This is a genomic window from Methanomicrobiales archaeon, from assembly GCA_030019205.1.
Classification (GTDB): Archaea; Halobacteriota; Methanomicrobia; order Methanomicrobiales; family JACTUA01; genus JASEFH01.
Genome location: JASEFH010000003.1, coordinates 145,532 through 168,240, shown reverse-complemented (window position 1 = coordinate 168,240; position 22,709 = coordinate 145,532). Strand labels below are relative to the sequence as shown.

General features: G+C 63.4%; 23 protein-coding genes and 1 tRNA gene. 6 read left to right on the top strand and 18 right to left on the bottom strand.

Features of this window, described 5'->3' with window-relative positions; translation table 11 throughout:
• Positions 1–427: transposase (locus QMC96_03425; GenBank protein ID MDI6875806.1), on the top strand; the 427-nt coding region annotated here is incomplete at its 5' end.
• A gap of 555 nt (positions 428–982) precedes the next feature.
• Positions 983–2,494 carry an MBL fold metallo-hydrolase gene (locus tag QMC96_03420; GenBank protein MDI6875805.1) on the top strand — a complete coding sequence of 504 codons (1,512 nt, stop codon included), beginning with the start codon at positions 983–985 and terminating at the stop codon, positions 2,492–2,494.
• On the opposite strand, the gene aroC is transcribed toward QMC96_03420, so the two are convergent.
• The 9 genes from aroC to QMC96_03375 form a co-directional block, all read right to left on the bottom strand.
• Positions 2,491–3,501, bottom strand: coding sequence for a chorismate synthase (aroC, locus tag QMC96_03415; GenBank protein ID MDI6875804.1), 1,011 nt, complete (start codon positions 3,499–3,501; stop codon positions 2,491–2,493). The genes QMC96_03420 and aroC overlap by 4 nt on opposite strands.
• Positions 3,498–4,886, bottom strand: a complete 1,389-nt coding sequence (gene aroE, locus QMC96_03410; GenBank protein ID MDI6875803.1) for a shikimate dehydrogenase — start codon at positions 4,884–4,886, stop codon at positions 3,498–3,500. The genes aroC and aroE overlap by 4 nt, the downstream gene beginning before the upstream one ends.
• On the bottom strand, positions 4,883–6,151 hold the full coding sequence (gene aroA / locus QMC96_03405; protein MDI6875802.1) for a 3-phosphoshikimate 1-carboxyvinyltransferase: 1,269 nt from the start codon (positions 6,149–6,151) through the stop codon (positions 4,883–4,885). The genes aroE and aroA overlap by 4 nt, the downstream gene beginning before the upstream one ends.
• On the bottom strand, positions 6,148–6,930 hold the full coding sequence (locus tag QMC96_03400; GenBank protein MDI6875801.1) for a prephenate dehydratase domain-containing protein: 783 nt from the start codon (positions 6,928–6,930) through the stop codon (positions 6,148–6,150). Before QMC96_03400 ends, aroA begins: the two co-directional genes overlap by 4 nt.
• The gene (locus tag QMC96_03395; GenBank protein ID MDI6875800.1) at positions 6,927–7,751 is read right to left on the bottom strand and encodes a prephenate dehydrogenase/arogenate dehydrogenase family protein; all 825 of its coding nucleotides are present in this window, start codon (positions 7,749–7,751) and stop codon (positions 6,927–6,929) included. The genes QMC96_03400 and QMC96_03395 overlap by 4 nt, the downstream gene beginning before the upstream one ends.
• A 4-nt stretch (positions 7,752–7,755) precedes the next feature.
• Positions 7,756–8,742, bottom strand: a complete 987-nt coding sequence (locus QMC96_03390; protein MDI6875799.1) for a 3-dehydroquinate synthase II — start codon at positions 8,740–8,742, stop codon at positions 7,756–7,758.
• Entirely contained in the window at positions 8,739–9,524 is a 786-nt protein-coding gene (locus tag QMC96_03385; protein ID MDI6875798.1) for a 2-amino-3,7-dideoxy-D-threo-hept-6-ulosonate synthase, read from the bottom strand. The genes QMC96_03390 and QMC96_03385 overlap by 4 nt, the downstream gene beginning before the upstream one ends.
• Entirely contained in the window at positions 9,521–10,321 is an 801-nt protein-coding gene (locus QMC96_03380; protein MDI6875797.1) for a 2-amino-3,7-dideoxy-D-threo-hept-6-ulosonate synthase, read from the bottom strand. The genes QMC96_03385 and QMC96_03380 overlap by 4 nt, the downstream gene beginning before the upstream one ends.
• Before the next feature lie 516 nt (positions 10,322–10,837).
• Complete coding sequence (locus QMC96_03375; protein ID MDI6875796.1) at positions 10,838–11,659, bottom strand: hypothetical protein; 822 nt, start codon at positions 11,657–11,659, stop codon at positions 10,838–10,840.
• Positions 11,660–11,868: 209 nt separating this feature from the next.
• Here QMC96_03375 and QMC96_03370 point away from each other — a divergent pair, with 209 nt between their 5' ends.
• The 3 genes from QMC96_03370 (at position 11,869) to QMC96_03360 (ending at position 12,478) form a co-directional block, all read left to right on the top strand.
• Positions 11,869–12,150, top strand: a complete 282-nt coding sequence (locus tag QMC96_03370) for a DUF504 domain-containing protein (GenBank protein MDI6875795.1) — start codon at positions 11,869–11,871, stop codon at positions 12,148–12,150.
• Between the two features lie 40 nt (positions 12,151–12,190).
• Positions 12,191–12,263, top strand: a tRNA-Thr gene (locus QMC96_03365).
• A 71-nt stretch (positions 12,264–12,334) separates the two neighbouring features.
• Positions 12,335–12,478 (top strand): zincin-like metallopeptidase domain-containing protein, encoded by a 144-nt coding sequence (locus QMC96_03360; GenBank protein MDI6875794.1) that lies wholly within the window; start codon positions 12,335–12,337, stop codon positions 12,476–12,478.
• Positions 12,479–12,501: 23 nt separating this feature from the next.
• On the opposite strand, the gene QMC96_03355 is transcribed toward QMC96_03360, so the two are convergent.
• From QMC96_03355 to QMC96_03315, 9 genes are all read right to left on the bottom strand, one after another.
• Positions 12,502–12,792 (bottom strand): type II toxin-antitoxin system RelE/ParE family toxin, encoded by a 291-nt coding sequence (locus tag QMC96_03355; GenBank protein MDI6875793.1) that lies wholly within the window; start codon positions 12,790–12,792, stop codon positions 12,502–12,504.
• Positions 12,793–12,804: 12 nt separating this feature from the next.
• Positions 12,805–13,002, bottom strand: a complete 198-nt coding sequence (locus QMC96_03350; protein MDI6875792.1) for a hypothetical protein — start codon at positions 13,000–13,002, stop codon at positions 12,805–12,807.
• A 202-nt stretch (positions 13,003–13,204) separates the two neighbouring features.
• On the bottom strand, positions 13,205–14,650 hold the full coding sequence (locus tag QMC96_03345) for an amidase (GenBank protein ID MDI6875791.1): 1,446 nt from the start codon (positions 14,648–14,650) through the stop codon (positions 13,205–13,207).
• Between the two features lie 503 nt (positions 14,651–15,153).
• On the bottom strand, positions 15,154–15,357 hold the full coding sequence (locus QMC96_03340) for a dodecin family protein (protein MDI6875790.1): 204 nt from the start codon (positions 15,355–15,357) through the stop codon (positions 15,154–15,156).
• Between the two features lie 239 nt (positions 15,358–15,596).
• Complete coding sequence (locus QMC96_03335) at positions 15,597–16,598, bottom strand: radical SAM protein (protein MDI6875789.1); 1,002 nt, start codon at positions 16,596–16,598, stop codon at positions 15,597–15,599.
• 560 nt (positions 16,599–17,158) lie between these two features.
• A complete protein-coding gene (gene phoU / locus QMC96_03330; protein MDI6875788.1) occupies positions 17,159–17,809 on the bottom strand; it encodes a phosphate signaling complex protein PhoU in 651 nt (216 codons plus the stop codon).
• A gap of 3 nt (positions 17,810–17,812) precedes the next feature.
• Complete coding sequence (pstB, locus tag QMC96_03325; protein ID MDI6875787.1) at positions 17,813–18,574, bottom strand: phosphate ABC transporter ATP-binding protein PstB; 762 nt, start codon at positions 18,572–18,574, stop codon at positions 17,813–17,815.
• A 2-nt stretch (positions 18,575–18,576) separates the two neighbouring features.
• Positions 18,577–20,517, bottom strand: a complete 1,941-nt coding sequence (gene pstA, locus QMC96_03320; protein MDI6875786.1) for a phosphate ABC transporter permease PstA — start codon at positions 20,515–20,517, stop codon at positions 18,577–18,579.
• Positions 20,518–20,657: 140 nt separating this feature from the next.
• On the bottom strand, positions 20,658–21,521 hold the full coding sequence (locus QMC96_03315) for a phosphate ABC transporter substrate-binding protein (protein MDI6875785.1): 864 nt from the start codon (positions 21,519–21,521) through the stop codon (positions 20,658–20,660).
• Between the two features lie 132 nt (positions 21,522–21,653).
• On the opposite strand from QMC96_03315, the gene QMC96_03310 reads away from it, so the two are divergent.
• Positions 21,654–22,661, top strand: a complete 1,008-nt coding sequence (locus tag QMC96_03310; GenBank protein MDI6875784.1) for a phosphate uptake regulator PhoU — start codon at positions 21,654–21,656, stop codon at positions 22,659–22,661.
• Positions 22,662–22,709: the final 48 nt, after the last annotated feature.

The window sequence follows — 22,709 nt, the reverse complement described above, 5'->3', positions numbered from 1 at the left end:
GGATACCGTCGTCTGTGACAAAGGATACTACGCCTACGCAAACTACGTGCAGGGGATCTTCCGGTTCAACGTGGTTCCCCTGATCCTGACCAAGAAGAACTTCTCCCTGCAGAAACTCCTCGGGAAATTTGTCTATCCTCTCTCGATCTTCGGACGATCGGATACCGCCGACCGGATCCGGCGGTATCGGGAGCTGGCCCGCCGCCTCCTCCGGCAGCTGCAGGAGCAAGACCGGTTCCGGGAGATCCGATCCCGGATCGAAGATGTGTTCAAGATCGCCAAGAATGCATTCTCCTTACGGAGAATACACCGCTATACGACACGATCCGTGACAAAGGCGGTAGTCCTGAATGTACTTTTAACCGGACTCGTCATATCGCAGGGATTCCGGTCAAAGGTGCAGTTGCAGCGGCTGGCGGAATGGTGAAATGCGGAGGGGGCTATACGAAATTATGGCAGGCGTACTCCGCTCGAAGAAAGAGGAGGCATTTTTCGTCGCCCCTTCGCAGAGACCGAAATCCTTGAATGTACAATCCAAGCTGCCGAGATCGCAAGCATAATCAGCGCGAGGATGGCTGCGGCCGGCTCCCCGGTGAATGCATTCGATATTCTTATCGCCGCCACCTCGATGGCAAACCATGCTCGGGGAATTCTCACGGCCGATGCAGACTCCACTGAGATCGCAAAGTTCACGGAGATCGGCGTGCCCGGCTGCGACAGAGAATAATCTGGCAGCAACGGGGTTCTCCAATCTGACCGAGATGGTGCGAACCCGCACCACGCTGAAACCATTACCTTTTCACAATACGAGATTGTTGTGCAGATCGTCTGAACGTTGGCATGCTTGCGTTAGCGCAGGATTATCAGAGAATCTGCAGGAACGTGGATTACTGTCATTCTATGTCCGGGACCAGAACCTGGCCCGGTTTCCGCCATGTCGGAAGGATAATCTAGGGCCGGGAAAATACATGGACCGGCACAGATGGACGGACTCAAACGCTTCTCCTGCATCGCACGGATGCCCGACGATCCCGGGGCCCTGCACCGCGCCGCGGAGATCATAAAAAAGTACGAGGGCAACATCAACCGCATCCACTACAACCGCCGCATCGATCCCTACACGGTATTCTTCGAGCTGACGGCGACCGATGCGGCCTATGCCAGGATGACAGAGGACCTGGAGCGGATCGGCTACCTCCAGACCACGCTCGCGACGCCGAGCTTCCTGCGGTTCAACGTTTATCTCCCCCACCAGCCGGGCGCCCTGCTGGAGTTCCTCGATTATACCACCTCCGCCGACGCGAACATCGCCTTCATCGACTTCGACGACAAGGGGCGGCACCCGGAGCGGGTGACGATCTCCCTCACCCTCGAGGAGAGCGCGATCGCCGACCGCCTGCTGACGGCGCTGAAGCCCCGCTACCGCCTGGAGATCCTGGAGTACGACACCACGGGGGAGAGACTGGACGACACCGTCTTCTACGTGCGGTTCGCCCAGAAGCTGCGGCCGCTCGTCGGCGAGGCGGAGGACGCGTTCCTGATGCGGCTCCTATCCGATATCAACCACATCGTCCAGGAGCTGAGCGCCCTCGGAAAGGACCACCGCCAGGTCTTCGAGAGCATCCTCCGGAGCGGCGCCACCCTGCACCAGACGGCGGGGGACGGCTTCTACGCCGACGTCCAGCGATTTCCCGTCACGGAGAGCGTGGAGCTGCTCTGCTTCCAGCTCCCCTGCGGCGGGAACGTCTACCTCCTCGCCACGCCGGAAGAAGCCCTGATGGTGGACACCGGCTACGGCATCTACCATCCCGATGTGGCGGCGATGATCAAGTGCTACTACGCGGACGGCCCGATCACGCGCATCCTGGTCACCCACGCGGATGCCGACCACTCCGGGGCCGGGGGCTACTACGATGTGCCGGCCGACATGCACCCGGCGACGCGGTCCATCATCGAGAAGGCGAACCGCGCCTACGGGTCCCGCATCGAGACCTCCATTCTGGAAGAGGTCTATACCAAGCTGATCAACCTCTTCTCCCGCTTCCGCCCCCCGGAGCGCTACCGCCTCTTCCCGCCCCCGCACGGGGAGTACTACTCCGTCTTCCCCGTCCTGGAGCGGATCGGTATCGGAGACCTGGAGTTCCTGGTGCTGGAGGGGCTGGGCGGGCACCTCCAGGGGCAGGTCTACCTGATCTGCCCGGAGTGCGGGCTGCTGTTCACCGGGGACACGGTGATCAACTTCGGGAGCCTCACGGCCGAGCGGAGCGAGTTCAACACCTACGCGGACTTCCTGATGACCTCGGTGAACGTGGACTCCGATGTGGCGAGAGGAGAGAGAAAGGCCCTGCTGGATATCGCCCGGGACCTGGATGCCGCCGTGGCCGCATCGGGGCGGCGGTGCCTGGTCTGCGGCGGGCACGGCGCCGTCTCCGTCCTCAGGGAGGGGAGACTCGAGAGCGCGGGCAGGGTGGAGCGCTACAAGAGAGAGGGTTAGCGGGGGTCTCCCGCATCGGGCCCCCGGTACTTCGCCTGCTCGAGCAGGCAGTCCAGGATCACCAGCGCGAGCATCGACTCCGCCACGGGAAGGATTCGGGGGACGATGCAGGGATCGTGCCGCCCCTGCACCGTTATCTCCACTGCGCGGTTCTCGGTGTCGACTGTCTTCTGGGGTTTTGCTATCGATGAAGTGGGCTTCACGGCGATCCTCACCACGATCTCCTGCCCCGTGCTGATGCCGCCCAGGATCCCGCCGGCGTGGTTGCTGGCAAATCCCTGCGGTGTGATGGGATCGTTGTTCTCGGAGCCGAAGAGCCGCGCCGCCCGGAAACCCTCGCCGATCTCCACGCCCTTCACGGCGCCGATGCCCATCATGGCAGCGGCGATGAGGGCGTCCAGTTTTCCGAAGACCGGGTCCCCGAGGGCGGGCGGGACGCCGGATGCCGTGACCTCCACGATGCCCCCGACGGAGTCCCCGGCTGCCTGCGCCGCCGCGATCTCCTGCTCCATCTCCTTCGGATCCGTCCGCCCGTGGATCTCCCGGATCCGCGCCGCGATCCGGATCCCGCGGGCGGCCAGGATCTTCATCGCCACGGCGGCGGCGGCGACCCGGGCCGCCGTCTCCCGCCCCGAGCTCCGTCCGCCCCCGCGGTGGTCCCGGATCCCGTACTTCGCCTGGTAGGCGTAGTCCGCGTGGCCGGGGCGGAAGACGGTGCGGAGCGGCTCGTAGTCTTCGCTCCGCACGTCGCGGTTCTGGATCAGGAGCGCGATGGGGGCCCCCGTGGTCCTCCCCTCGAAGACGCCGGAGAGGATCTCCACGCGGTCCGCCTCCTGCCGTGCCGACGCGAACGGGCTCCGCCCCGGGCGGCGGCGGTCCAGGAGAGGCTGGATATCGGCCTCGGAGAGCGGCAGGCCCGGCGGGCAGCCGTCGATCACCACCCCGATCGCCTTCCCGTGGCTCTCCCCGAAGGTGGTACAGCGGAAGTTCCGCCCGAAGGTGTTCACGGCGGGATCGCCTCCCGAACCAGCTGTTCCGGCACCCGGATCCCCGTGAAGACCTCGAACTGCTCCCGTGCCTGGTGCACGAACATCTCCCTCCCGGAGATCGTGGCGCAGCCGGCGGCTTTCGCCTCGCGGAGCAGCGGTGTCACCGGCGGGGTGTAGACCAGGTCGAAGACCGTGCACCCGGGTCGCAGATCTGCGGCGGTCAGCAGGGTGCGGGTGTCGGGCTCCATCCCGACGGAGGTCGCGTTCACCACCAGGTCCGCCGGGATCCGGCGGATCTCCTCGAGCCCGCCGGCCCGGCACCCGAAGCGTTCGGCGATTCCCCGCGCCTTCTCCACCGTGCGGTTCAGGATCGTCACGTCCATCTCCAGCGCCGTCATCGCGTACGCCGCAGCTGCCGCCGCACCCCCCCCGCCCAGGAGCACGGCCCGTGAGCCCTTGAGGTGGGCGATTGGCCGCTGGATGCCCAGCCAGTCGGTATTGTAGCCGTACATCGCGCCTCCGCAGCGCACCACTGTATTCACCGCCCCGATGGCGGCGGCGTGCTCATCCACCACATCCAGGTATGGGACGGCATCCGCCTTGAAGGGGATGGTGACGGAGAGCCCGCGGAAGTCCATCCGCTGCACCGCCCGCATGATATCCCCGATCGAGGGCCACTCGATGCGGGTGTAGAATCCGCCAAGGCCGTAGCGGGCGAAGAGGCGGTTGTACATGGGAGGGCTGCGGCTGTGGGCGCAGGGGTACCCTACGATCGCGTAGAGGCGGGTGAGGCGCTGGTCGGGATCGCGGAGGATGCCCTCCACCCGCTGCAGGTCTTCCCTGCAGAGCCCGGTCATCTCTAGGAACCGGAGGCCTTCCCGTGCATCGCTGCGCCGGACCGCGCCTCTCGCAAGGATCCGGGCGATCGCCCGCGCTGTGCCCGCCGTACTGTGAGCGGTCGTATCGACGCAGAAGTCCGCTGCCCCGATGTAGCGGCCGCTCCGCCGCCGCAGCATTTCCCGCACCTCCTCTTCGAGGGGCAGGTCGGTGAGCGCCGGTCGATTCGACTCCCGTATCCTCCCCACGATTGCCTCCGGGGAGGCCTGGAGGAGGATGCAGGTGCTGTGGCGCCTGAGGCTCTCCACGTTGGCGGGATCCATGACGATCCCGCCGCCGGTGCTGACGACCGCATCCGCCGCCGGGAGCGTCTCGACGACCTCACGCTCCATGCGGCGGAACTCCTCCTCTCCATTCTCCGCGAAGATCCGCGGGATGGTCTTCCCTGCCCTCTCCTCGATCACGGCATCGGTGTCGTGGAACGGGACGCCGAGCATCTCCGAGAGCCGTCGCCCGACGGCGCTCTTCCCCGTTCCCCGGAACCCCAGGAGCACCACCCGCCTCACAGCCCCGCCTCCGCGAGCGCCTCCCAGAAGCGAGGGAAGGACTTCTCCACGACTTCCGCGTGCTCGATCGCGACGCCGCCGATCCCGAGACCCAGGACGGCGAAGGACATGGCGGTGCGGTGGTCGCCCTGCGGATCCACGGCGATCCCTCGGAGGGGTGCCGGGGCGATGGCGATGCTGTTCTCCCCCACCTCCACGCGGGCGCCCATTCGCCGCAGAATCTCTGCGGTGACGCGTACGCGGTCACTCTCCTTGTACTTCAGGTGGGCGATCCCCCGGATGGTGGTGGGCGAGTCAGCCACCGCGGCGGCCATGCAGAGGGTCTGGACGGTGTCCGGGGCGGAGGACATGTCGATCTCGATCCCCGAGAGCCCTCCCGTCCGCTCCACGGCAATCCGCCCGGCACTCCTCCGAACGCGGCAGCCCATCGCCTCCAGGGCGTCCAGGAAGAGACGGTCCCCCTGAACGGAGCCGGGGTTCAGGTTCTCAACGGCGACCCTGCCGCCGCAGACGGCGGCGATGGCAAAGAAGTAGGATGCGGACGAGTAGTCCCCCTCGACGGCGTACCGCGCCGCCCGGTAGCCCCTCCCGCCCCGAACCCGGAATCGGGAGTAGCCCTCCCGCTCCACGGGAACCCCGAAAACCCGCATGAGATCGACGGTCACGTCCAGGTAGGAGCGGGAGACCGGCGGGCCTCTCACCCGCACCTCCACGTCCCGTTCGGCATAGGGTGCGGCCATCAGGAGGGACGAGGCGAACTGGCTGCTCACGCTGCCGTCGATCTCGACACTCCCGCCGCGGAGCCTTCCCTGCACCCGGATGGGGGGGCAGCCCGCCCTCCCCAGGTAAGCGATCTCCCCCCCGAGCGCGTTGAACGCCTCCACGAGCGGCCCCACCGGCCGCTCCTGCAAGCGGGCGTCCCCGGTCAGGATGAGCGGGTTCCCGCAGAGCAGAGCCGCGCCGGTGAGCAGGCGGAGGCTGGTGCCGGAGTTGCCGAGGAAGATCGGCTCCCGCACGCGGCAGGGGGGCCGCCCGCTGCAGCCCTCGATCATGAGACGGTCGGTGCGGCAGTGGACCGCCACGACGCCCATGCGCTCCAGGGCATGGAGCGTGCGATCCGTGTCCTCGGAGCGGAGCGGGCGGTCCAGGATCGATTCGCCCGTGGCGAGTGCGGCCGCCACCAGGGCGCGGTGGGTGTAGCTCTTGGAGGGCGGGGCGGTAAATGCCGCGTCCACGCCCCTCCGCCGTTCCATCGTAACGTTCATTCCAGCCTCCCGTAGCAGCCGAGCTCTTTGACGCAGGTCAGTCGGGACAGCTCCGCGATCGCATCGATCCATCCCTCGGACGTCTCGAAGTCCAGGAAGAAGATGTAGCTTCCGATGCCCCGCTTGGAGGGGCGGGACTCGATCCGGGTCAGGTTGATCCCGTGTCGGGCGAAGGCGTCCAGGAGCGAATGGAGCAGCCCGGGACGGTCGGTCCGGGGATCGATGATGATGCTGCACTTGGTGCCCTCCCCCGCCGGGAGGGGCGTATTGCGCAGCAGCACGAAGCGGGTGATGTTGTGGGGGCTGTTCTGGATCTCCCGCAGGATGATGGGAACCCCGTGGAGATCCGCGACCATCTGCGAGACGACCGCCCCGCTGTGCGGGCGGTTCCGCATCGCCACCGCGCTCTCCGCGTTGCTGCTGGTGTGGATGATCGGACGCTCCCAGGCGTCCAGGAGGTTACTGCACTGCTCGTGGGTCTGGGGGTGGGCGTAGATCACCTCCAGCCGCTCCAGCGGCTCGAAGGCGGCGAGGTGATGGTGCACGGGAAGGTAGGCCTCGCCCACGATGTAGATCCGCTGGCGCTGGAGGGCGTCGAGCGTGGGCCCGACCCCGCCCGCCTCGCTGTTCTCGATGGGTACCAGCCCGAGGACACCTCCCTCCTCGACCCGGTTACAGATGCTGCGGATGGACGGGAGGAGCAGGATGGGCCCGGAGAAGAGTCTCTTCGCCAGTTCGTGGGAGAACGTCCCCTCCGGCCCGAGTGCTGCCACGATCATCGGTTCACCAGGAACTGGATGAGCGCATCCGTCTCTTCTGCCGCCTGCGGGCTGTAGTCCGCGTACTTCCGGGCATTCGCCCCGAAAAACGCACGGAATGCGGGCAGATCACCTCCCTCCACGATGGCGCTCAGATCCCCGGCCGCGCCGCGGAAAGCGGCCAGCACCTCGGGGACGAAGGGGTTCAGCTGGAGCATGTCCCCGTAGAGGTCGGGGTCCTGGGAGAGCAGCCTCCCGACGAGCCCGAGCTCGATGCGGTAGATCGGGCTGGTGAAGGCGAGGGCGCTTCGGATGTCCACCCCCTGGCGCCGCATCGCCTCTGCCATGCAGAGGGTGGAGAAGTGAACGAGCCCCTGCACCACCGCCATCATGCGGTCGTGCTCCTCCGGTGTGGCGAGCACGGTGCGCGCCCCCTCCCGCCGGAAGATCTCCAGCAGGCTCTCCAGGCTCTCCGGATCCACGCGGGCCGGCGTCGCCACCACGAGCTGGTTCCGCAGCGATCCTGCCGAGGGCCCGAACATGGGGTGCAGCCCCACCACCCGGGCCCTCGATGCGAGCATCGCCCGCACGGGCTCCACCTTGAGGGATGTGAGGTCGCAGAGGAGCTGGTCCTCCGAGAGAACAGATGCAATCTCCCGGATGACGGGGACCGTGCTGCGGATGGGGACGGAGACGACCACGAGGTCGCTCTCCTCCGCCAGCTCCCGGTTCGTGTAGGGCCCCCGGCTCCCCGTGCAGCGCACGCGATAGCCGGCCCGCTCCAGCACCCGGGCGAACAGCCCCCCCATCTTCCCCGTGCCGCCGATGATCCCCGCCTGCATCCCCTCACTTCTCCAGGATGGTTTCTTTCACCGCCACGCCGAAGTGCCGCCCGCCCTCTTCCGTGACGCCCAGCACGCGGTCGCCCACCTCCAGGTCGACGACCGAGATCGGCTGTCCGTCCTCGCCGACCAGGCGGACCGTCTCCGCGTTCTGCAGAATCAGGCTCGCCGTCCCCCGCTCGGACTCCGCCTCGACCAGGAGGAGGGGGCGGCGCTCGATCTTCACTCTTCCTACCACGGCGACGGAGAGCCCCCCGCATCGGTCTGCGACCAGCACGTCGTCCCCGATGGCCAGCTCGGAGAGGTAGGCGGTCCTGCCATCCGGCATCAGGACGTAGGCGTGCACCGCGCTGGCGTTCACGCGGAACGGGCGGGGTTCGACGTAGGGGTTCTCCAGGGTCTCGGCGTGCACCAGGAGGAACCCGGAGGAGGTGTTCCCGACCAGCATGCCCTGCCCCTCGGAGAGGAGGGTGCAGGTGTCCACGCAGACCCGGTCCCCCATCCCCACCGGGCGAATCGCGGTCACCGTGAACGGCGTCAGGCAGATCTCCCCCGTGGTCTTTTTGAGGAGCCCGCTCACCGTCCAGACGACAGCGGGATCGTCGGTCGCGAGCAGCAGCCCCCGCGCCCCCTTCTCCAGCACGTGCAGGGCGAGCTCCGCCTCCTCCGGCGTTCTAACAGCCGCGATAATGCGGTTCGACTGCGAGACCAGGTTCTCGAGCGGGATGACGGTCCAGTCGGACGTGTGCACGATCACCCTTCCTGCGGCGGCGAGATCCAGGGCCCGCTGCTCGCTCTCCCTGTCCGTCACCTCGACCTCGAAGACGTCCTTCCCGGGGACGAGATCGCCGTTCTCGGCGATGGTGACGATCCGCCCGAGCTCCCGTACAGCGTCGGCATCCTCCACCACCACGGCATCCGCGCCGCTCTCGATCGCCGCGGTGGCGATCCCCTTGTTGAAGGGGCGGATGTCCACCCAGAGCTCCTTCATTCGCGCATCCCCATGGCGTCTCCCGGTTCGACTCCCTCGTGCACCACGCGGCAGATGGCGGAGACGAACTCCCGCGTGTTCTCCCGCTGGAAGGCGTTCCGCCCCATGCAGACGCCGGCTGCACCGGCCCGGACAGCGTCGCGGATCATCTGGAGGGACTCGAGATCGCTCACCTTCTCTCCGCCCGCGACCAGCACCGGCACCGAGCAGGCCTCCACGATCCGCGCAAACGACCGCGGATCGCCGGGGTAGTTGGTCTTGATAAGGTCAGCCCCGAGCTCCTCGGCGACCCGCACGCAGTGCCCGATCGCCCGGGGATCGGTACCGTCTATCCCCTTCCCGCGGGGGTAGATCATCACCAGGAGCGGCATGCCCCAGCGGTTGCAATCCTTCGCGATCCCCCCCGCCTCCTCCAGCATCTTCGACTCGTTCGGCGCCCCCAGGTTGACGTGGATGGAAACCGCATCCGCTCCGAGGGCGATCGCCTCCTCCACGCTGCAGACGAGCACCTTATCGTTCGGGTCCGGGTTCATGGACGTGCTCCCGGAGAGGTGGACGATGAGCCCGATGTCGCGTCCGCGCTTGCGGTGCCCCCGGCGGACGATGCCCTTGTGCAGCACGATCGCGTTCGCCCCGCCCTCGCTCACCTCGGAGATCGTCTCGGTCATGTTGAGCAGGCCGTCGATCTGGCCCAGCGTGAACCCGTGGTCCATGGGGATGATCACGGTACGCCCGGTGTTTCGGTCCATGATCCGCTCCAGGCGGATCTCCTTTCCGATCATGGCGCCTTCCCCCGCAGCACCGCAAGGGCCTCTTCCGCCGTCCTGCCCTCGTGCACGATCATCGCCGCGGCCCGCACGAAGCGGTCCGGCGCCGGGTGCTGGAAGGCGTTCCGCCCGATGGAGATGCCGGCCGCCCCTCCCTGCATCGCCCCCTCGATCAGCTCCAGGGTCGAGCGATCGTCCGTGCGGGAGCCCCCGGCCACCACCACCGGCACCGGGCAGCCCTTCGTGACCTCGCGGAAGGTGTCGACGTCCCCCGTGTAGACGGTCTTCACGATGTCGGCGCCGAGCTCGGCGCCGACTCGGGCTGCCAGCTTGACGTTGTCGACGTCGGTCTCGCACTCGACCTTCTTTCCCCTCGGGTACATCATGGCGAGAAGCGGCACGCCCCACTCCATGCACTCCACCGAGATGCGCCCGAGGTCGGCGAGCATCCGCGCCTCCGACTCCGCGCCGATGTTGATGTGCACCGAGACGCCGTCCGCGCCCATCTTGAGGGCGTTCGTCACCGTATTCACGAGCACCTTGTCGTTCGGGTCGGGGCCGATCGCCGTGCTCGCCGACAGGTGCAGGATCAGCCCGACGTCGTGTCCCCGGCGGCGGTGGCCGTGGAGGGCCAGGCCCAGGTGGCCGATCACCGCGTTCGCGCCGCCTTCGGCCACAAGGCTCACCGTCCGCTCGAGGTCTATCAGTCCCTCGATCGGACCGTTCGTTACGCCGTGGTCCATGGGGACGATGACCGTCTTGCCCGTGTTCCGATCCAGAATCCGTTCCAACCGAATCTCTTTTCCTCTCATAACCAATCGATCCTCCCATTTTTCAACCGATCAAAATGGGAAATGCCTAAAAATACCAGAAGAAGCGATAAAAGACGGCGGATACCGTCGATGGGATTGCCATGCCTGACGGTACGGCCGCTCTGCTGGATGCGGCAGACACGATCCCGAAGAGGCGCCGATCACCAGACATTGCTATGCTATAGCATGGCATTGTATTTATACCTGCCTGTCCTGATCCGCCCCCGTTCCGCCCCTGCATTCCATATGGTACCGGCGCATCGCTCTCTCCCCGATCGATCCGGCGCAGGGGCAGACGGGAACGGCTCCTGTGTCCTCAGGATATGCCGGTCGAGAATATGAATGTTCCAGATCATGCGGAAGCATCCCGATCGCATCCCGCACGGCGATGCTGCCGCCGCACTCCCCCAAAGGTCGCCCGGTGCCCTGTCCCGGCGTCCGCCGCATCGGGCGGGGTCCGCGGCCTCCGCTGGATCGATGGCCGATCGGAGGGGCGACTGCCCTGCATGCCTGCCGTTACAGTCCCCGATCCCGAAGGGACTCCTGAACATTCACGTTGTAGGCGATCTCTTCGGCGGTGAGCACCGCCCAGGGGGAGGTCTCGTCGCCCCACTCAATCGCCACCGTCCCGGGGATCATCCGCCCTGCCAGCGTATCCCACGTCCTGACCTCGTTCGTCCAGGAGGTTTTTGTGCTGCTCTCCTCGCCTCTGTAGCGCATCGACTGCAGGGTGCGCAGCCGGGCGGTATCCGGATCGAATCGAGCAATAATCCTCTCCTCTGCATCGCCGAACGGGACGACCAGCACTGCTGTCTGATCGTCCACGGGTTCCCAGCGCACCCGGGGGTCGGTGACCCAGACGGCCGGCATCCATACGCCCTCGGCCCAGAGCGCGAGGTTGGCGCCCTGGTCCACCTTCGGCCCGCCCGACACGCCGAACGGCAGTTCAAGGCGGGCGGTGCCATCGAGGTAATACTCGTTGACCTTCAATAGCGGCAGCCCGAAGAACGTAGCCTCGATATAATGGCGGTAGTTCCGCCCGGCTTCATGGACGAACCGGAACCGGACCGGCAACGTGACGCCGCTGATGCGCATGGTGCCGCGACCGCTGATCACCGCCGACTCGATCCGCGGCACCTCCCTGCCATACAGGGCCCGGTAGAACCGATCCACCGGTGAGGGCAGTCCCTCCGCCAGCGGGGCGGTCTCGATCGCCGGCTCAGCCTGAGGAAAAGGCGGGAAGAGCGAGGGTTTGATCTGCAATCCCAGCCAGCCCAGCAGAACGAGGAAGAGAAGAACAGTCAGGACGATGAATATCGTATGTACGGATTCTGCCATCGTTTCACGCTCGCAGGGGCTATTGAGATTGACCGCTGCCATCCCCCCTCCGTTCGAGCAGATCGAGCACAGGAGCGAATGCTCCACCCGTCTCCGCGGGCTCCGCCCGATATCCCGGGCGCGTCCCGACGCCCGCCCACCCGCAGGGGAGGGAAGCTGCACCAGTACAGGAGGTTTTTATTCTTCATGAAAGTACCGTGACTATGCGGATGAGAAAGAGCCACGCGCTTCTCCTGCAGCTCTACCACGATCCCCGGTACGAGTTCGCACAGGTGCGGGTCGACTACGTCGACCGCGGCGCCCCGCAGGACGCCTCCGCGGTGGATGGGAAGAGCATCGCCCGCCTGGACAGTCGGTACATGGAGATCCGCACCGAGAGGGGGATCACCTGCATTCCCTACCACCGCATCCTGCGGATCCGCTACGGCGACGAGACCCTCTGGGAGCGGTATGCGCAGAGAGAGCAGACGGAAGACGAGATCCACGACTGAGCGCCACCTTTTTTATCGATAATGCCAATATATAGAGGATGCCTCAGTGGCTCAGCCGGTAGAGCGGCGGTCTTGTAAACCGCAGGTCCCGAGTTCGAATCTCGGCTGAGGCTCTCCTTATTTTCGTTTATAGACCCTGTCAGGCTTCTTCCCCGTATCAGAGAGAGGATGTGTTCGGCGATGCATCGCAGCGGAGGCCTGCTGCGCCACGCTCTTCCACGAGCTGACGCACTGGACGGGGCACGCGAGTCGCCTGAACCGTTCGGGCGCCGCGGAGCCGCACCGCTTCGGAGCCATGCTCGCGGCTGTAAAAATCATTCCCGCTTAAGAGGAACCATGCGGCGTGCTTGATTAAAACTGTCCATAGCGTCTATGGGTCTGTTCAATCGTCATGATATCCGGGATCCGAACGACCTGTTCCTCTTCCAGAATGCGGTAAAAAGCGGTATAACCCCGCCCGATGTGGATGCGGTAGAGCTCGTAGCCTTCGCCCAGGTCGAGGCGTTTTTTATCGCCGCCATGTCCGGGATAGGGATCCTCCTGCAGGCGGAGCAGGTGCTCTTTTACAATCCGCCGGCTCCGCTCGGGCAGGGCGTCGAGCAACTTCTGGGCCCTGTTCTTGCTGATGGTCAGCCGATACATCCGGGATCCGCATCAGGGTTCGAGGTCAACGAACTCGTCTTCTTCAATCCGCTTCATGTCCTCCCGGAGTCGGCATTTCTTCTCCCTCTCCGCCATGGTCGCGAGAAGGGCATCGAAGGTCTGGCCCGGCTCCTTGGGCTGCGAGATCTCCCGCCGGACCTCTTCGGAGAGCGGGATCCGCTTCACGGCACCGCCGCGGGATTCTGTCATGGTCACAGGAACGCACCCCCGTATACAGTTGTAAATGCTTACAATGGTGAAAGGTTTACAGTAGGTCCGGACATCGCAAAAGGGATCTTCACCCATGCCTTTTTCGGATTACCCGGTACTCTGATTGCGAGCGAAAACATGTCGATGCTCGGCGGTGACACTACCCATCCCACGCGCCACGAGAGGAAGGGGGAAAGGCGCATTATCGGCTCGCATGGACAGGCGGGAGCCGATCGCTCCAGGGCATCGCCTGTTCAATCGAACTTGCCAGGCGGATGAGTGCGCCTTCCTCCCCGAACCGGGCCATGAACTGCACCCCTATCGGCAAACCCGATCTGCTCTGTCCCAGAGGCAATGTGATGGCCGGCTGTCCGGTCACATTGGCAGCCACGGTGTGGACCCGGGTTTCATCGCAGAGACGCATGTAGTCGACATAGCCGATGTCTGTCCGCATCTTCGTGTATCTGCCAAGTCGCTCCGGCAGCTGGATCAGTGTGGGCGTGAGCAGCATGTCATACCGTTCGAGGAACTTCCCGAAGGTCCGTCGGAAGCTGTTCAGGACAAATTCGGCCATGAACATATCGGCGCCCGTGAGCCCTCGGGAGTACTCGTAGTACGACAGCATCACGGGTTCCAGGGTATCCTCGCTGATCGGCCGCCCCGTCATCGCCGCGAACATGTCCATCCCCGCGTACATCCCAAAAGCCCAGGCCACGCACACGGCATGCAGGTACGTTTCATAGTCAAACACGGGGCTTGCCTCGACGAGTTCGTGACCGGCCGCTTCACAAACGGAGACTGCCTGCTCGACACAGCCGACGACTTCCGGATCGACGGTGGTTCCAGGCTGCCAGGAATCCGCCGTCCAGGCTATCCGCAGTGGCGGTACCGGGGCATTCACCTCCTGCGCATAGGGTCGAGCGGGTTGGGCGATGACAAACGGATCGCCAGGCGCCGGTGCCGAGACCGTGTCGAGCATCCGGGCGGTATCCCGGACCGTCCGACTCAGAACGAACTCCTGCAGCATGCCCGGCCACAGCTCTCCGATGTCCGGACCGAGGGTCACACGCCCCCGAGAGGGCTTCAGCCCGACCAGCCCGCACGCGCTCGCTGGAATGCGGATCGAACCTCCGTTATCACTGCCATGCGCAACTGGCACGATGCCGGCTGCGACACCCGCCGCGGAGCCGCCGCTGGAGCCGCCCGCCATGGCCTCGAGACTCCAGGGATTGTGCGTCTCGCCGACCAGCGCCGATTCCGTCGAGATTCCCAGGGCGAATTCCGGCGTGGCCGTGCGGCCCAGCAGAGTCAAACCCGCCTCCTTGAAACGCTCGGTCAGGAATGCGTCGCTATCCACGATATGTCCCTGCATCAGCCTCGAGCCGCACTCCTGATGCCGTCCACCTTCACCGGCTCCGATGTCCTTCATCAAGAACGGCACGCCGCTGAATGCACCCGCAGAAATTGCACCGTCGTGCAACCCGTCAATACGGTCGTGATAGACCTCGATGACAGCGTTGATTCTCGGGTTGACCTTTGCTACCGCCTCCGCAAAGAGACAGGCCAGCTCTTTTTGGGATACCTCTCCTCTCTTGACCAGATCCGCTAGAGCGACACCATCGCAACGAGAATATTCTCCCAGATTCACGGAAACAGACCCCCAGGCCCATCCCGGATCATGACGATTCTGCGGGCCGGGATGCGACCCGCTTTGCCAGCGGGTCTTTGCCAAGAACCCGCTGGAACAGGGCTGAGTAACCCGGCATACTTCATACTGCACCCCCCTCGATAACACTACAGGGTATCGGCATGGCTTACAAGTGGTGAACGATATTTCCAAGAGCTGTGCACGTTCAGCCAGATTCCGGCTGCAGCGAACAGTGCATAATTCGAACCCTTCCGCTTTCCTTTTTGTACACCGGGATCATTGCAGTCATCGGTATGCCACGAGGGAGAGGACTCTCCACGCAGGACCGGACCTCTCACCGCACCATATCCGAGTGCAGCGGGCGCTCGATCGCGACTGCTCTGGCCGAAGGACGCCTCGCCTGCAAGACATTGACCGCATCCAGGCGTGGTGCCCCGGAGTCGGTGCTCACACAGGTGCAGGCCGTTCGATCTCCGCAAACGAAAAGAATGCATGGGGAAAGGTCAGCTGTTCCTCTCCACGACAAACGTAACTTTCACGATGGCACGGTATTCCACGATCCTGTCGCCTTCGACCTTTGCCGTGCACCCCTTCAGGTAGACTCCTTTGATATGTTTGACGGTCTTCGCGGCTTCCTTCACGGCATTGGCCGCGGCATCGTCCCACCCTTTCGACGAGCTGCCGATCAGCTCGATGACTTTTGCCACGCTGGGCTCGTTTGCTCCTGGCATTTTCCTGCCTCTACCGCTCCCTTACGTCGACCTCCCAGATGAGGTTTTCGCAGAACGTTCGGACAGAAGTGCATGGAATGCCGGCCCGAACTGCGGATGAACCGAGACGGCGGATGAGGGGGCGCGGTATCGGGACCTGAGCGAGACGGCTCGATAGCGGGAAAGAACAGACCTTCCGGCGGAACCAACGCCGCTGAGACCTGCGGTGCAGCCGCCTACATCGACCTCCGTGCCCGATACCCCTTGATCGGGCAGCGCTGCTGCAACCCGCAGGTGCCGCAGCCGCGGGGATCGGCGGGGCATCCGGCACGCGCCGCGATGCTTCGTGCACGTTCGCCTCCCTCGGCTCTCGCGGACGATGGAGGCGCTCCCGCCCTCTCGCCGGCAACTCCCGGGTATCCGTGCATCCTGACGTTCGCGAGACCCGCCTCTCGTGCCTTCCGCACCGCCTCCTCCATCTGGCACTGGATGGCATGAGGGTGGTGCTCGAGGACGAAGTTCGGGCGGAAGGCGAGGAGGTTGAAGGGGAGCGTCTCGTCGATCTCTGCGATGAACGCGGCTACCGGGGCAACTTCATCCACCGTGATGCCGGGGATGACGAGGAACCGGAACTCCCAGAGTTTCTCCGGGGCATTCGTTGCGATTTCGGCAGCGTTCCTCAGCACCGGAGCGACAGGGGCGCCGGTCAACGCCCGGTGGACGTCGTCGTGGTACGCCTTGACATCGTAGGTTATCGAGGTGGAGAACGCGAGCACCCGTGCAAGGGATTCTTCGGTCATGAAGCCGTTGGTATCAAAATTGACCTTTACCCTGCTGTCCCGTCTCCGGGCCTCCCTCACCACCTCTTCCACGTAGGGCAGCGAGGGCACGGGCGATCCTCCGCTGAAGAATATCCGGTCAGCACAAAACAGCCTTCCTTTCAGCGACCGGATTGCGGCCAGGGCTTCTTCTGCCATGCTACCGGGATCGACGAAACCCCGCACGGGCCGATGGGTATCGGGATAGTGGGCGATCTCCCAGTTCTGGCAGTTGAGGCACCGCAGGTTGCAGCCGGCAAGGAAGATCGTGTAGCTCTCCGGCGGTGCGGGGTGGAGCATCGCGGAGGCAACCTCGGGCATGCCGATCCTGCAGACCCCCCGCTCCCCGCCCAGGCGATCGGCACCGCACCGCCACTCGCAGAGTGTGCAGTTCTCCAGTTCACGAAGGTAGTCCGGCACCACTGCCCCAGTATTGTCCGTCGCAGCCGATAGGGTTTATCCCACCGGGCATCCGCCCAGGTTCTGCAGGATAACCTTCGCCGGGACGATCTCCCTGAGCGCCACTGACCGTTCACCCGCAGCAGCTCCAGCTGCCGGGCGGACGCATTGCGGTTGCCCACCGCCGCGCGGGCGATGGTCATCCCCCGGAAGCGGTCCGTGAAGGCTTTCCGTATGCGGGCGGCGGTCTCGGCCCGCGCTGCATGACACGGTATCCGCCGATCCGGTTTCCATCACCCTCTGCAATGAGAATCATCCGATCGGGAGTCTGCCATGATCCGCGTGGAGGCGCCTTTCAGGTCCCGGTCCCGCCGAACATCCCGTTCCCCTCCCTGTCAGCCGGGATCCGCGCCGCTTGCATTCCCCGCAGCACGCCGGACGTGACACTGGCGAAGCGTCCCGGAGAGGCCCCGGTTCCGCGATCTTTGCGAGTGCTGCGAGCCGATCGTGGAAAACCAGGATCTTCGGAACGAATGCGGATAGAATAATCAGCTCGTTTCTCCAGTATGTGCGGTTCACCCTCATCGAATCTCGATTCGTTCCCCGGTCACCATGTAGTACACTTTTTCCGCGATCTGGCATGCATGATCGCCGCAGCGTTCGAGGTACCGCGCGATCATCACGTAGTTCGTGCACCGCGTGATGTTCTTCGGATCCTCGATCATGTAGGTGATGCACTCGCGGAAGATGGAATACCGCAGGGCGTCTACCGCGTCTTCCTGGGTCCTGATATCCTCAATCCGGGACAGATCTTCCTGATCGTAGGCAACCAGGGCATCCGCAATCATGCCAATGACGATATCCCCCATGTGGGGAATGCTCACCAGGTTGCCGATATGCGGCGCACCGCTCAGCCCGGGGACTACGATAGCGATATCCTTGCCGTATCTGCCGATGCGGTAGAGAGAAGTGATCATCTTCATCGAGGCGGCAATGGTTCTCAGGTCTTTTGCCATCGGCTGGTAGAGCGCGATGAGCCGCAGGCATTTCTGTTCGATGTCGTGATCGAAGTCCGAGATCCGCTTCTTCTCGAGATCCACGGAACGTGCCAGTGCACTATCCCGGTTCTGCAGCGCTTCCATCGACTGCTGCAGCATGTCCCGCGCGAGATACCCCATCTGCAGCACATCCTTCTTCAGGGATGCGAGTTCCGAACGATATTTCTCCACCATGGCCTATCCGAACCGTCCTGTGATGTACTTCTCTGTCAGTTCTTCCTTCGGATCCTCGAAAATGCGCGTGGTTTTATCGAATTCCACCAATTTCCCGAGGTACATGAACCCGGTAACGTCGCTCACCCGTGCCGCCTGCTGCATGTTGTGCGTGACGATGACGACGGTATGCCTCTGTGCGATCTGCACGACGAGATCCTCTATCTTTGCCGTGGCGATGGGATCCAGGGCAGAACAGGGTTCATCCATCAGGATCACCTCCGGTTCCACCGCGAGGCAGCGGGCAATGCAGAGCCGCTGCTGCTGCCCGCCGGAGAGGTTCAACGCCGGTTCGTGGAGGCGATCCTTCACCTCGTCCCAGAGTGCGGCATTTTTCAGGCTATTTTCAACGATGCGATCGAGCGCTTTCTTCTCCCTCACTCCGTGAATACGGGGCCCGTAGCAGACGTTATCATAGATGCTCTTGGGGAATGGGTTGGGCTTCTGGAAGACCATGCCGATCTTCTCCCGAATCCTGTAGACGTCAGCATCCGCGTCGTAGATGTTATCGCCCTTGAACAGGACCTCTCCCGTGACTTTCGATGAGCCGTTGAGATCGTTCATGCGGTTGAAGCAGCGGATGAGGGTGGACTTCCCGCATCCCGACGGCCCGATCAGGGCCGTGATCCGATGTTGGGGGATGCGGACAGTGATATCTGTGAGAGCCTGCTTCTGCCCGTACCAGAGGTTCAGATTTTTTGCCTCAAGGATCGTGGATTCGTCCATGTCTAGAACACCTTTGCCCACTGGTATCGCCAGCGGACGAGAATCGCCGCGAGATAGATGGATAGAACGAGCATAAGGAGCACGAGTGCGGTCCCGAACTGCTGATCGGTTGCTCCGGGGACGTTTGTTGTGAGAATGAACAGGTGATAGGGGAGAGCCATCACCGGCTCGGACAGGGAGGAGGGCAGGAAGCGGCTGCTGAATACGGCCGCGGTGAACATGATCGGGGCCGTCTCGCCGGCAGCGCGTCCGATACTCAGGATCGCCCCGGTCATGATGCCGGGCATTGCAGGGGGGAGAACGGCATGCCATACCGTCTGCCACTTGGTCGCCCCGACCGCGTAGCTCCCTTCGCGGATGGAAGCGGGGATCGAGCGGAGCGCTTCTTCCGTCGTGCGGATGATGGTGGGAAGGATCATCAGCCCGAGGGTGATCTGGCCGGCGATCAGTGAGACACCGAAGTTCAGGAAGAGCACCAGGAATGCGAACCCGAACAGCCCGAAGACGATCGACGGCATCCCGTTCAGTAGATCCACCGCCGTGCGGATCCCCCGCGTCAGCGCATTGTCAGCGGTGTACTCGATGAGGTAGAGGGCGGTCGCGATGCCAACCGGCAGGGCGATTGCCAGCGCTCCACCCACCAGGTAGAGCGTCCCGACAATCGCCGGAAAGATGCCGCCCTCCCGCCCGAGGTTTCGGGGAGACTGCGTCAGGAACTCCCAGCTGATCGCCCCGGCGCCGTTCACGACGATCCCGGAAAGGATCACCCCGAGAATGGTGAGCACGATCAGGACGGAGAGCGAGATGAGGCAGAATGCCCACTTCTGTGCGGATCTGGGATGGAATGTCCATTTCAGGGGCTGATGCACGAAGCAGATCGAGGTGATGCCGTCGATCAACCGTGCAACCAGGACGGGAGGAGCCAGAAGGAGGGGGAGGAAGGCGGTTCCGGCACCTGCCAGGAGGGTGAAGGGCCACTTCAGTGCAATGCCGTTCATGAGATTTCGCATCCGTCTAAACCCTCCCGGCTGGATTCCGGACGGACCGGGCTTCTGCAGCCCCTGCGTCCCCTGGATCCGCCTGATGATGAGCATCGCCGCACCGTTGACGCTGAGCGTGATGAACAGGAGGATCACCGCGATCCCGAAGAGCGCATGGTAGTGCAGGCTCCCGAACGCAACCTCTCCCATCTCGATGCCTAGGGTGCCGGTCAGGGTTCGGATCGGAGAGAAGATGTTCGTCAGCGGCTCCGGGATGATGGCCGCGTTTCCCGTCACCATCAATACCGCCATCGTCTCCCCGATGGCGCGCCCCATGCCGAGGATGATGGCGGCGCTGATCCCGGAGAATGCGCCGGGCACGATGACGTTCCTGATCGTCTGCCAGTGGCTCGCCCCCAGAGCCAGGCTGCCTTCCCCGAACTCCCGCGGGACGGCGCTGATCGCATCCTCTGCAACGCTGGTGATCGTCGGTAGGGACATGATGGCGAGAAGGATCGATCCTGCAAGCCAGCTCGATCCCGATGGCTGGCCGAATGCGATGCGTATCCAGTCGGTCAGGAGGATAAGGCCGAAGAATCCGTAGACGACGGAGGGGATACCGGCCAGCAGTTCGACGGCCGGCTTGATAACGGCTCTGGTGCCGGGAGCGGCTATCTCCGCGATGTAGATGGCGCTTCCGATGCTGAGCGGGACGGCGATGACCATCGCCAGTGCCATCACCAGAATCGTTCCCACAATAAGCGGAAATGCTCCGAAGGAGGGATATTCGCCTGCCGGGTTCCACTGCACCCCCCCTATGAAGTTCCACACGCCCGCATCCATGAAGATCTGGTAGCCATCGCGGAGGAGGAATGCGATGATGAAGAAGACTGCGGCGATGGCGAAAAGCGCAACAGCAAAGAGAACCTCTCCAATGAGCCGATCGACCAGACGTCTGTTCATCCGGGGAAGCGATGCGCCGATCAAAGAAGGAAGTTGAAGCCTCCGTCCTCGGAGCCGTTCGAATTCCGTGGACAGCGCCGAAATGCCGTGACTCTTCTCCATAACGTCCCCCTCTCTTGCCTGGAAAAGGATCTGACCGCTCACGACGGCAACGGGATATACTCCGCACGGGCGACGATCTCCTGGCCTTCGTCGCTCAGGATGAAGTCGATGTACTCCTTCGCCAGACCGCCCGGTTGCCCCTTCGTCAGCAGGAAGAGCGGGCGGCTGAGGGGATACCGACCGTCCCGGATGGTCTCAAGGGTCGGTTCGACGGAGGTTCCATCCACCTGCAGATGGAGAGCCTTCACGCCCGAGGTGTACCCGAGCCCGACGTAACCGATCGCCCCGGGCGTCCGTGAGACCTTCTGCTGGATTCCGCCATTGGAGTTGAATTCCTCCTGTCTGCTGGTGAAGTTGCCCTTCTTCATCACGGACTCCCAGAAGTATTCCCGCGTCCCCGATGCGCTGTCCCTTCCCACGACGACGATCGGCAGGTCGGATCCGCCGACCTGGTTCCAGTTCGCATACGTCCCGTTGAAGATCCCCCGGATCTGGTCGAGCGTCAGGTGATCGACAGGGTTCTGCTGGTTGACGATCAGGATGATGGCATCCCGGGCGATCTCGTGCCTGACGATATCGGGGTACAATGCAACCTCTTCCGGCTTGAGATCCCGCGAGGACATGCCGATATCCGCCGTGCCCTCCCCGACGGCTTTGATCCCGACACTCGAGCCTCCTCCGCTTATTTTGATATCCGCATCGCTGAATTTCGCCTCGAAGGCCTCCCTCTCGCTTTCTGCGATGGGAAGCACCGTCGTGGATCCTGTTACGGCGATATGCCGGGATGCCGCAGCCGAACCTTCATTCCCGATACAGCCTGCCGCCAGCAGGAACAGGACCAGGATACCTGCAAAGGCACCCCTGGCAACCGCTCGTTTCGCTGGAAACCGTACACCGTTCATCGCAGAGTAGATGGTCCGGGATTTCTATATTGATTTTCGACATAAAATATATTAATCTCAATAATAAATATAGACAAATATATTTTATTTGGATAGAATATATTTATGTAGAAAAACATAGAATATTGGCCTATGGAGCTGCGAAAGGTACAGATGACGGGCGGATCTTCCTACGTCATCTCCCTTCCGAAAGACTGGATCCAGTCGATGAACATCAAGAAGAACGAGCCGCTCCAGATCAAGATCCAGAGCGACGGAAGTCTTCTCATCCTCCCGCACCCATCAGAAGCGAAAGGTTCGCGGGTGAAAGAGTTCAAGGCCGATCGTATCCAGAATCCCACGTTTCTCTTCCGCTGCCTGGTGGGGGCATACATCGCCGGCCACACAACAATCCGCGTCACCTCCTCCACCCGCCTGTCCCCACCCATCCGCAAGGCCGTGCGGGACTTCAGTTCGATGAGCATCGGACAGCAGATTGTCGAGGAGACCGACTTCTCCATTGTGATCAAGGATATTCTCAATCCCGCGGAGATGCCGTTTGCAAACAGCGTGAAACGGATGTACGTCATCGTCGAGACGATGTACAACGACGCGATGACTGCCCTCGAGACGAGGGACAAGCAGCTGGCAGAAGATGTGGTCAACCGGGACATCGAGGTGGATAAACTCCAGTGGCTGGTAGCGCGCCAGTACCATCTCATGCTGAACGATCCCGCCCTTGCCGAGAAGATGCAGGTATCCGCCGGCGAGGCGCTGAACTACTTCGTCGTCAGCAGGATCCTCGAACGGATCGGGGATCACGGGGTCCGCGTTGCAAAGCATATCCCGATTCTCATCGATCACCAGATCGATCGGACGATAGTATCGGACATGAACGATGCGACAAGGAAGGCACTGGATGTATTGAGTTCCAGTATGCGCTCCCTGTTTTCGGCCAGCATCACCAACGCCAATCGCACCATCGACATGGTGAAAGACCTGGAGAAGATGACCGACGAGATCAGTTCCATCGCATACCAGAAGAAAGGGGTTCTGGCGATCTCCATCGGATACATGGCGGAGAGCATCCGGCGTGCGGGGGAATACGGGTGCGATATCTCCGAGTCCATCATCAACCAGCTCATCAACGAGGAACAATAGCGCAACTGCGGCTTTTTGCACGTATCTCGATTTCAGGCAATATCTGCC

Excerpts from the sequence above, each read along its gene's own strand:
- QMC96_03420 (MDI6875805.1), top strand. The coding sequence starts at position 983 with ATGGACGGACTCAAACGCTTCTCCTGCATCGCACGGATGCCCGACGAT.
- aroA (MDI6875802.1), bottom strand. The coding sequence starts at position 6,151 with ATGAACGTTACGATGGAACGGCGGAGGGGCGTGGACGCGGCATTTACC.
- QMC96_03400 (MDI6875801.1), bottom strand. The coding sequence starts at position 6,930 with ATGATCGTGGCAGCACTCGGGCCGGAGGGGACGTTCTCCCACGAACTG.
- QMC96_03395 (MDI6875800.1), bottom strand. The coding sequence starts at position 7,751 with ATGCAGGCGGGGATCATCGGCGGCACGGGGAAGATGGGGGGGCTGTTC.
- QMC96_03390 (MDI6875799.1), bottom strand. The coding sequence starts at position 8,742 with ATGAAGGAGCTCTGGGTGGACATCCGCCCCTTCAACAAGGGGATCGCC.
- QMC96_03385 (MDI6875798.1), bottom strand. The coding sequence starts at position 9,524 with ATGATCGGAAAGGAGATCCGCCTGGAGCGGATCATGGACCGAAACACC.
- QMC96_03380 (MDI6875797.1), bottom strand. The coding sequence starts at position 10,321 with ATGAGAGGAAAAGAGATTCGGTTGGAACGGATTCTGGATCGGAACACG.
- QMC96_03375 (MDI6875796.1), bottom strand. The coding sequence starts at position 11,659 with ATGGCAGAATCCGTACATACGATATTCATCGTCCTGACTGTTCTTCTC.
- QMC96_03370 (MDI6875795.1), top strand. The coding sequence starts at position 11,869 with ATGAGAAAGAGCCACGCGCTTCTCCTGCAGCTCTACCACGATCCCCGG.
- QMC96_03355 (MDI6875793.1), bottom strand. The coding sequence starts at position 12,792 with ATGTATCGGCTGACCATCAGCAAGAACAGGGCCCAGAAGTTGCTCGAC.
- QMC96_03350 (MDI6875792.1), bottom strand. The coding sequence starts at position 13,002 with ATGACAGAATCCCGCGGCGGTGCCGTGAAGCGGATCCCGCTCTCCGAA.
- phoU (MDI6875788.1), bottom strand. The coding sequence starts at position 17,809 with ATGGTGGAGAAATATCGTTCGGAACTCGCATCCCTGAAGAAGGATGTG.
- pstB (MDI6875787.1), bottom strand. The coding sequence starts at position 18,574 with ATGGACGAATCCACGATCCTTGAGGCAAAAAATCTGAACCTCTGGTAC.
- pstA (MDI6875786.1), bottom strand. The coding sequence starts at position 20,517 with ATGAACAGACGTCTGGTCGATCGGCTCATTGGAGAGGTTCTCTTTGCT.
- QMC96_03315 (MDI6875785.1), bottom strand. The coding sequence starts at position 21,521 with ATGAACGGTGTACGGTTTCCAGCGAAACGAGCGGTTGCCAGGGGTGCC.
- QMC96_03310 (MDI6875784.1), top strand. The coding sequence starts at position 21,654 with ATGGAGCTGCGAAAGGTACAGATGACGGGCGGATCTTCCTACGTCATC.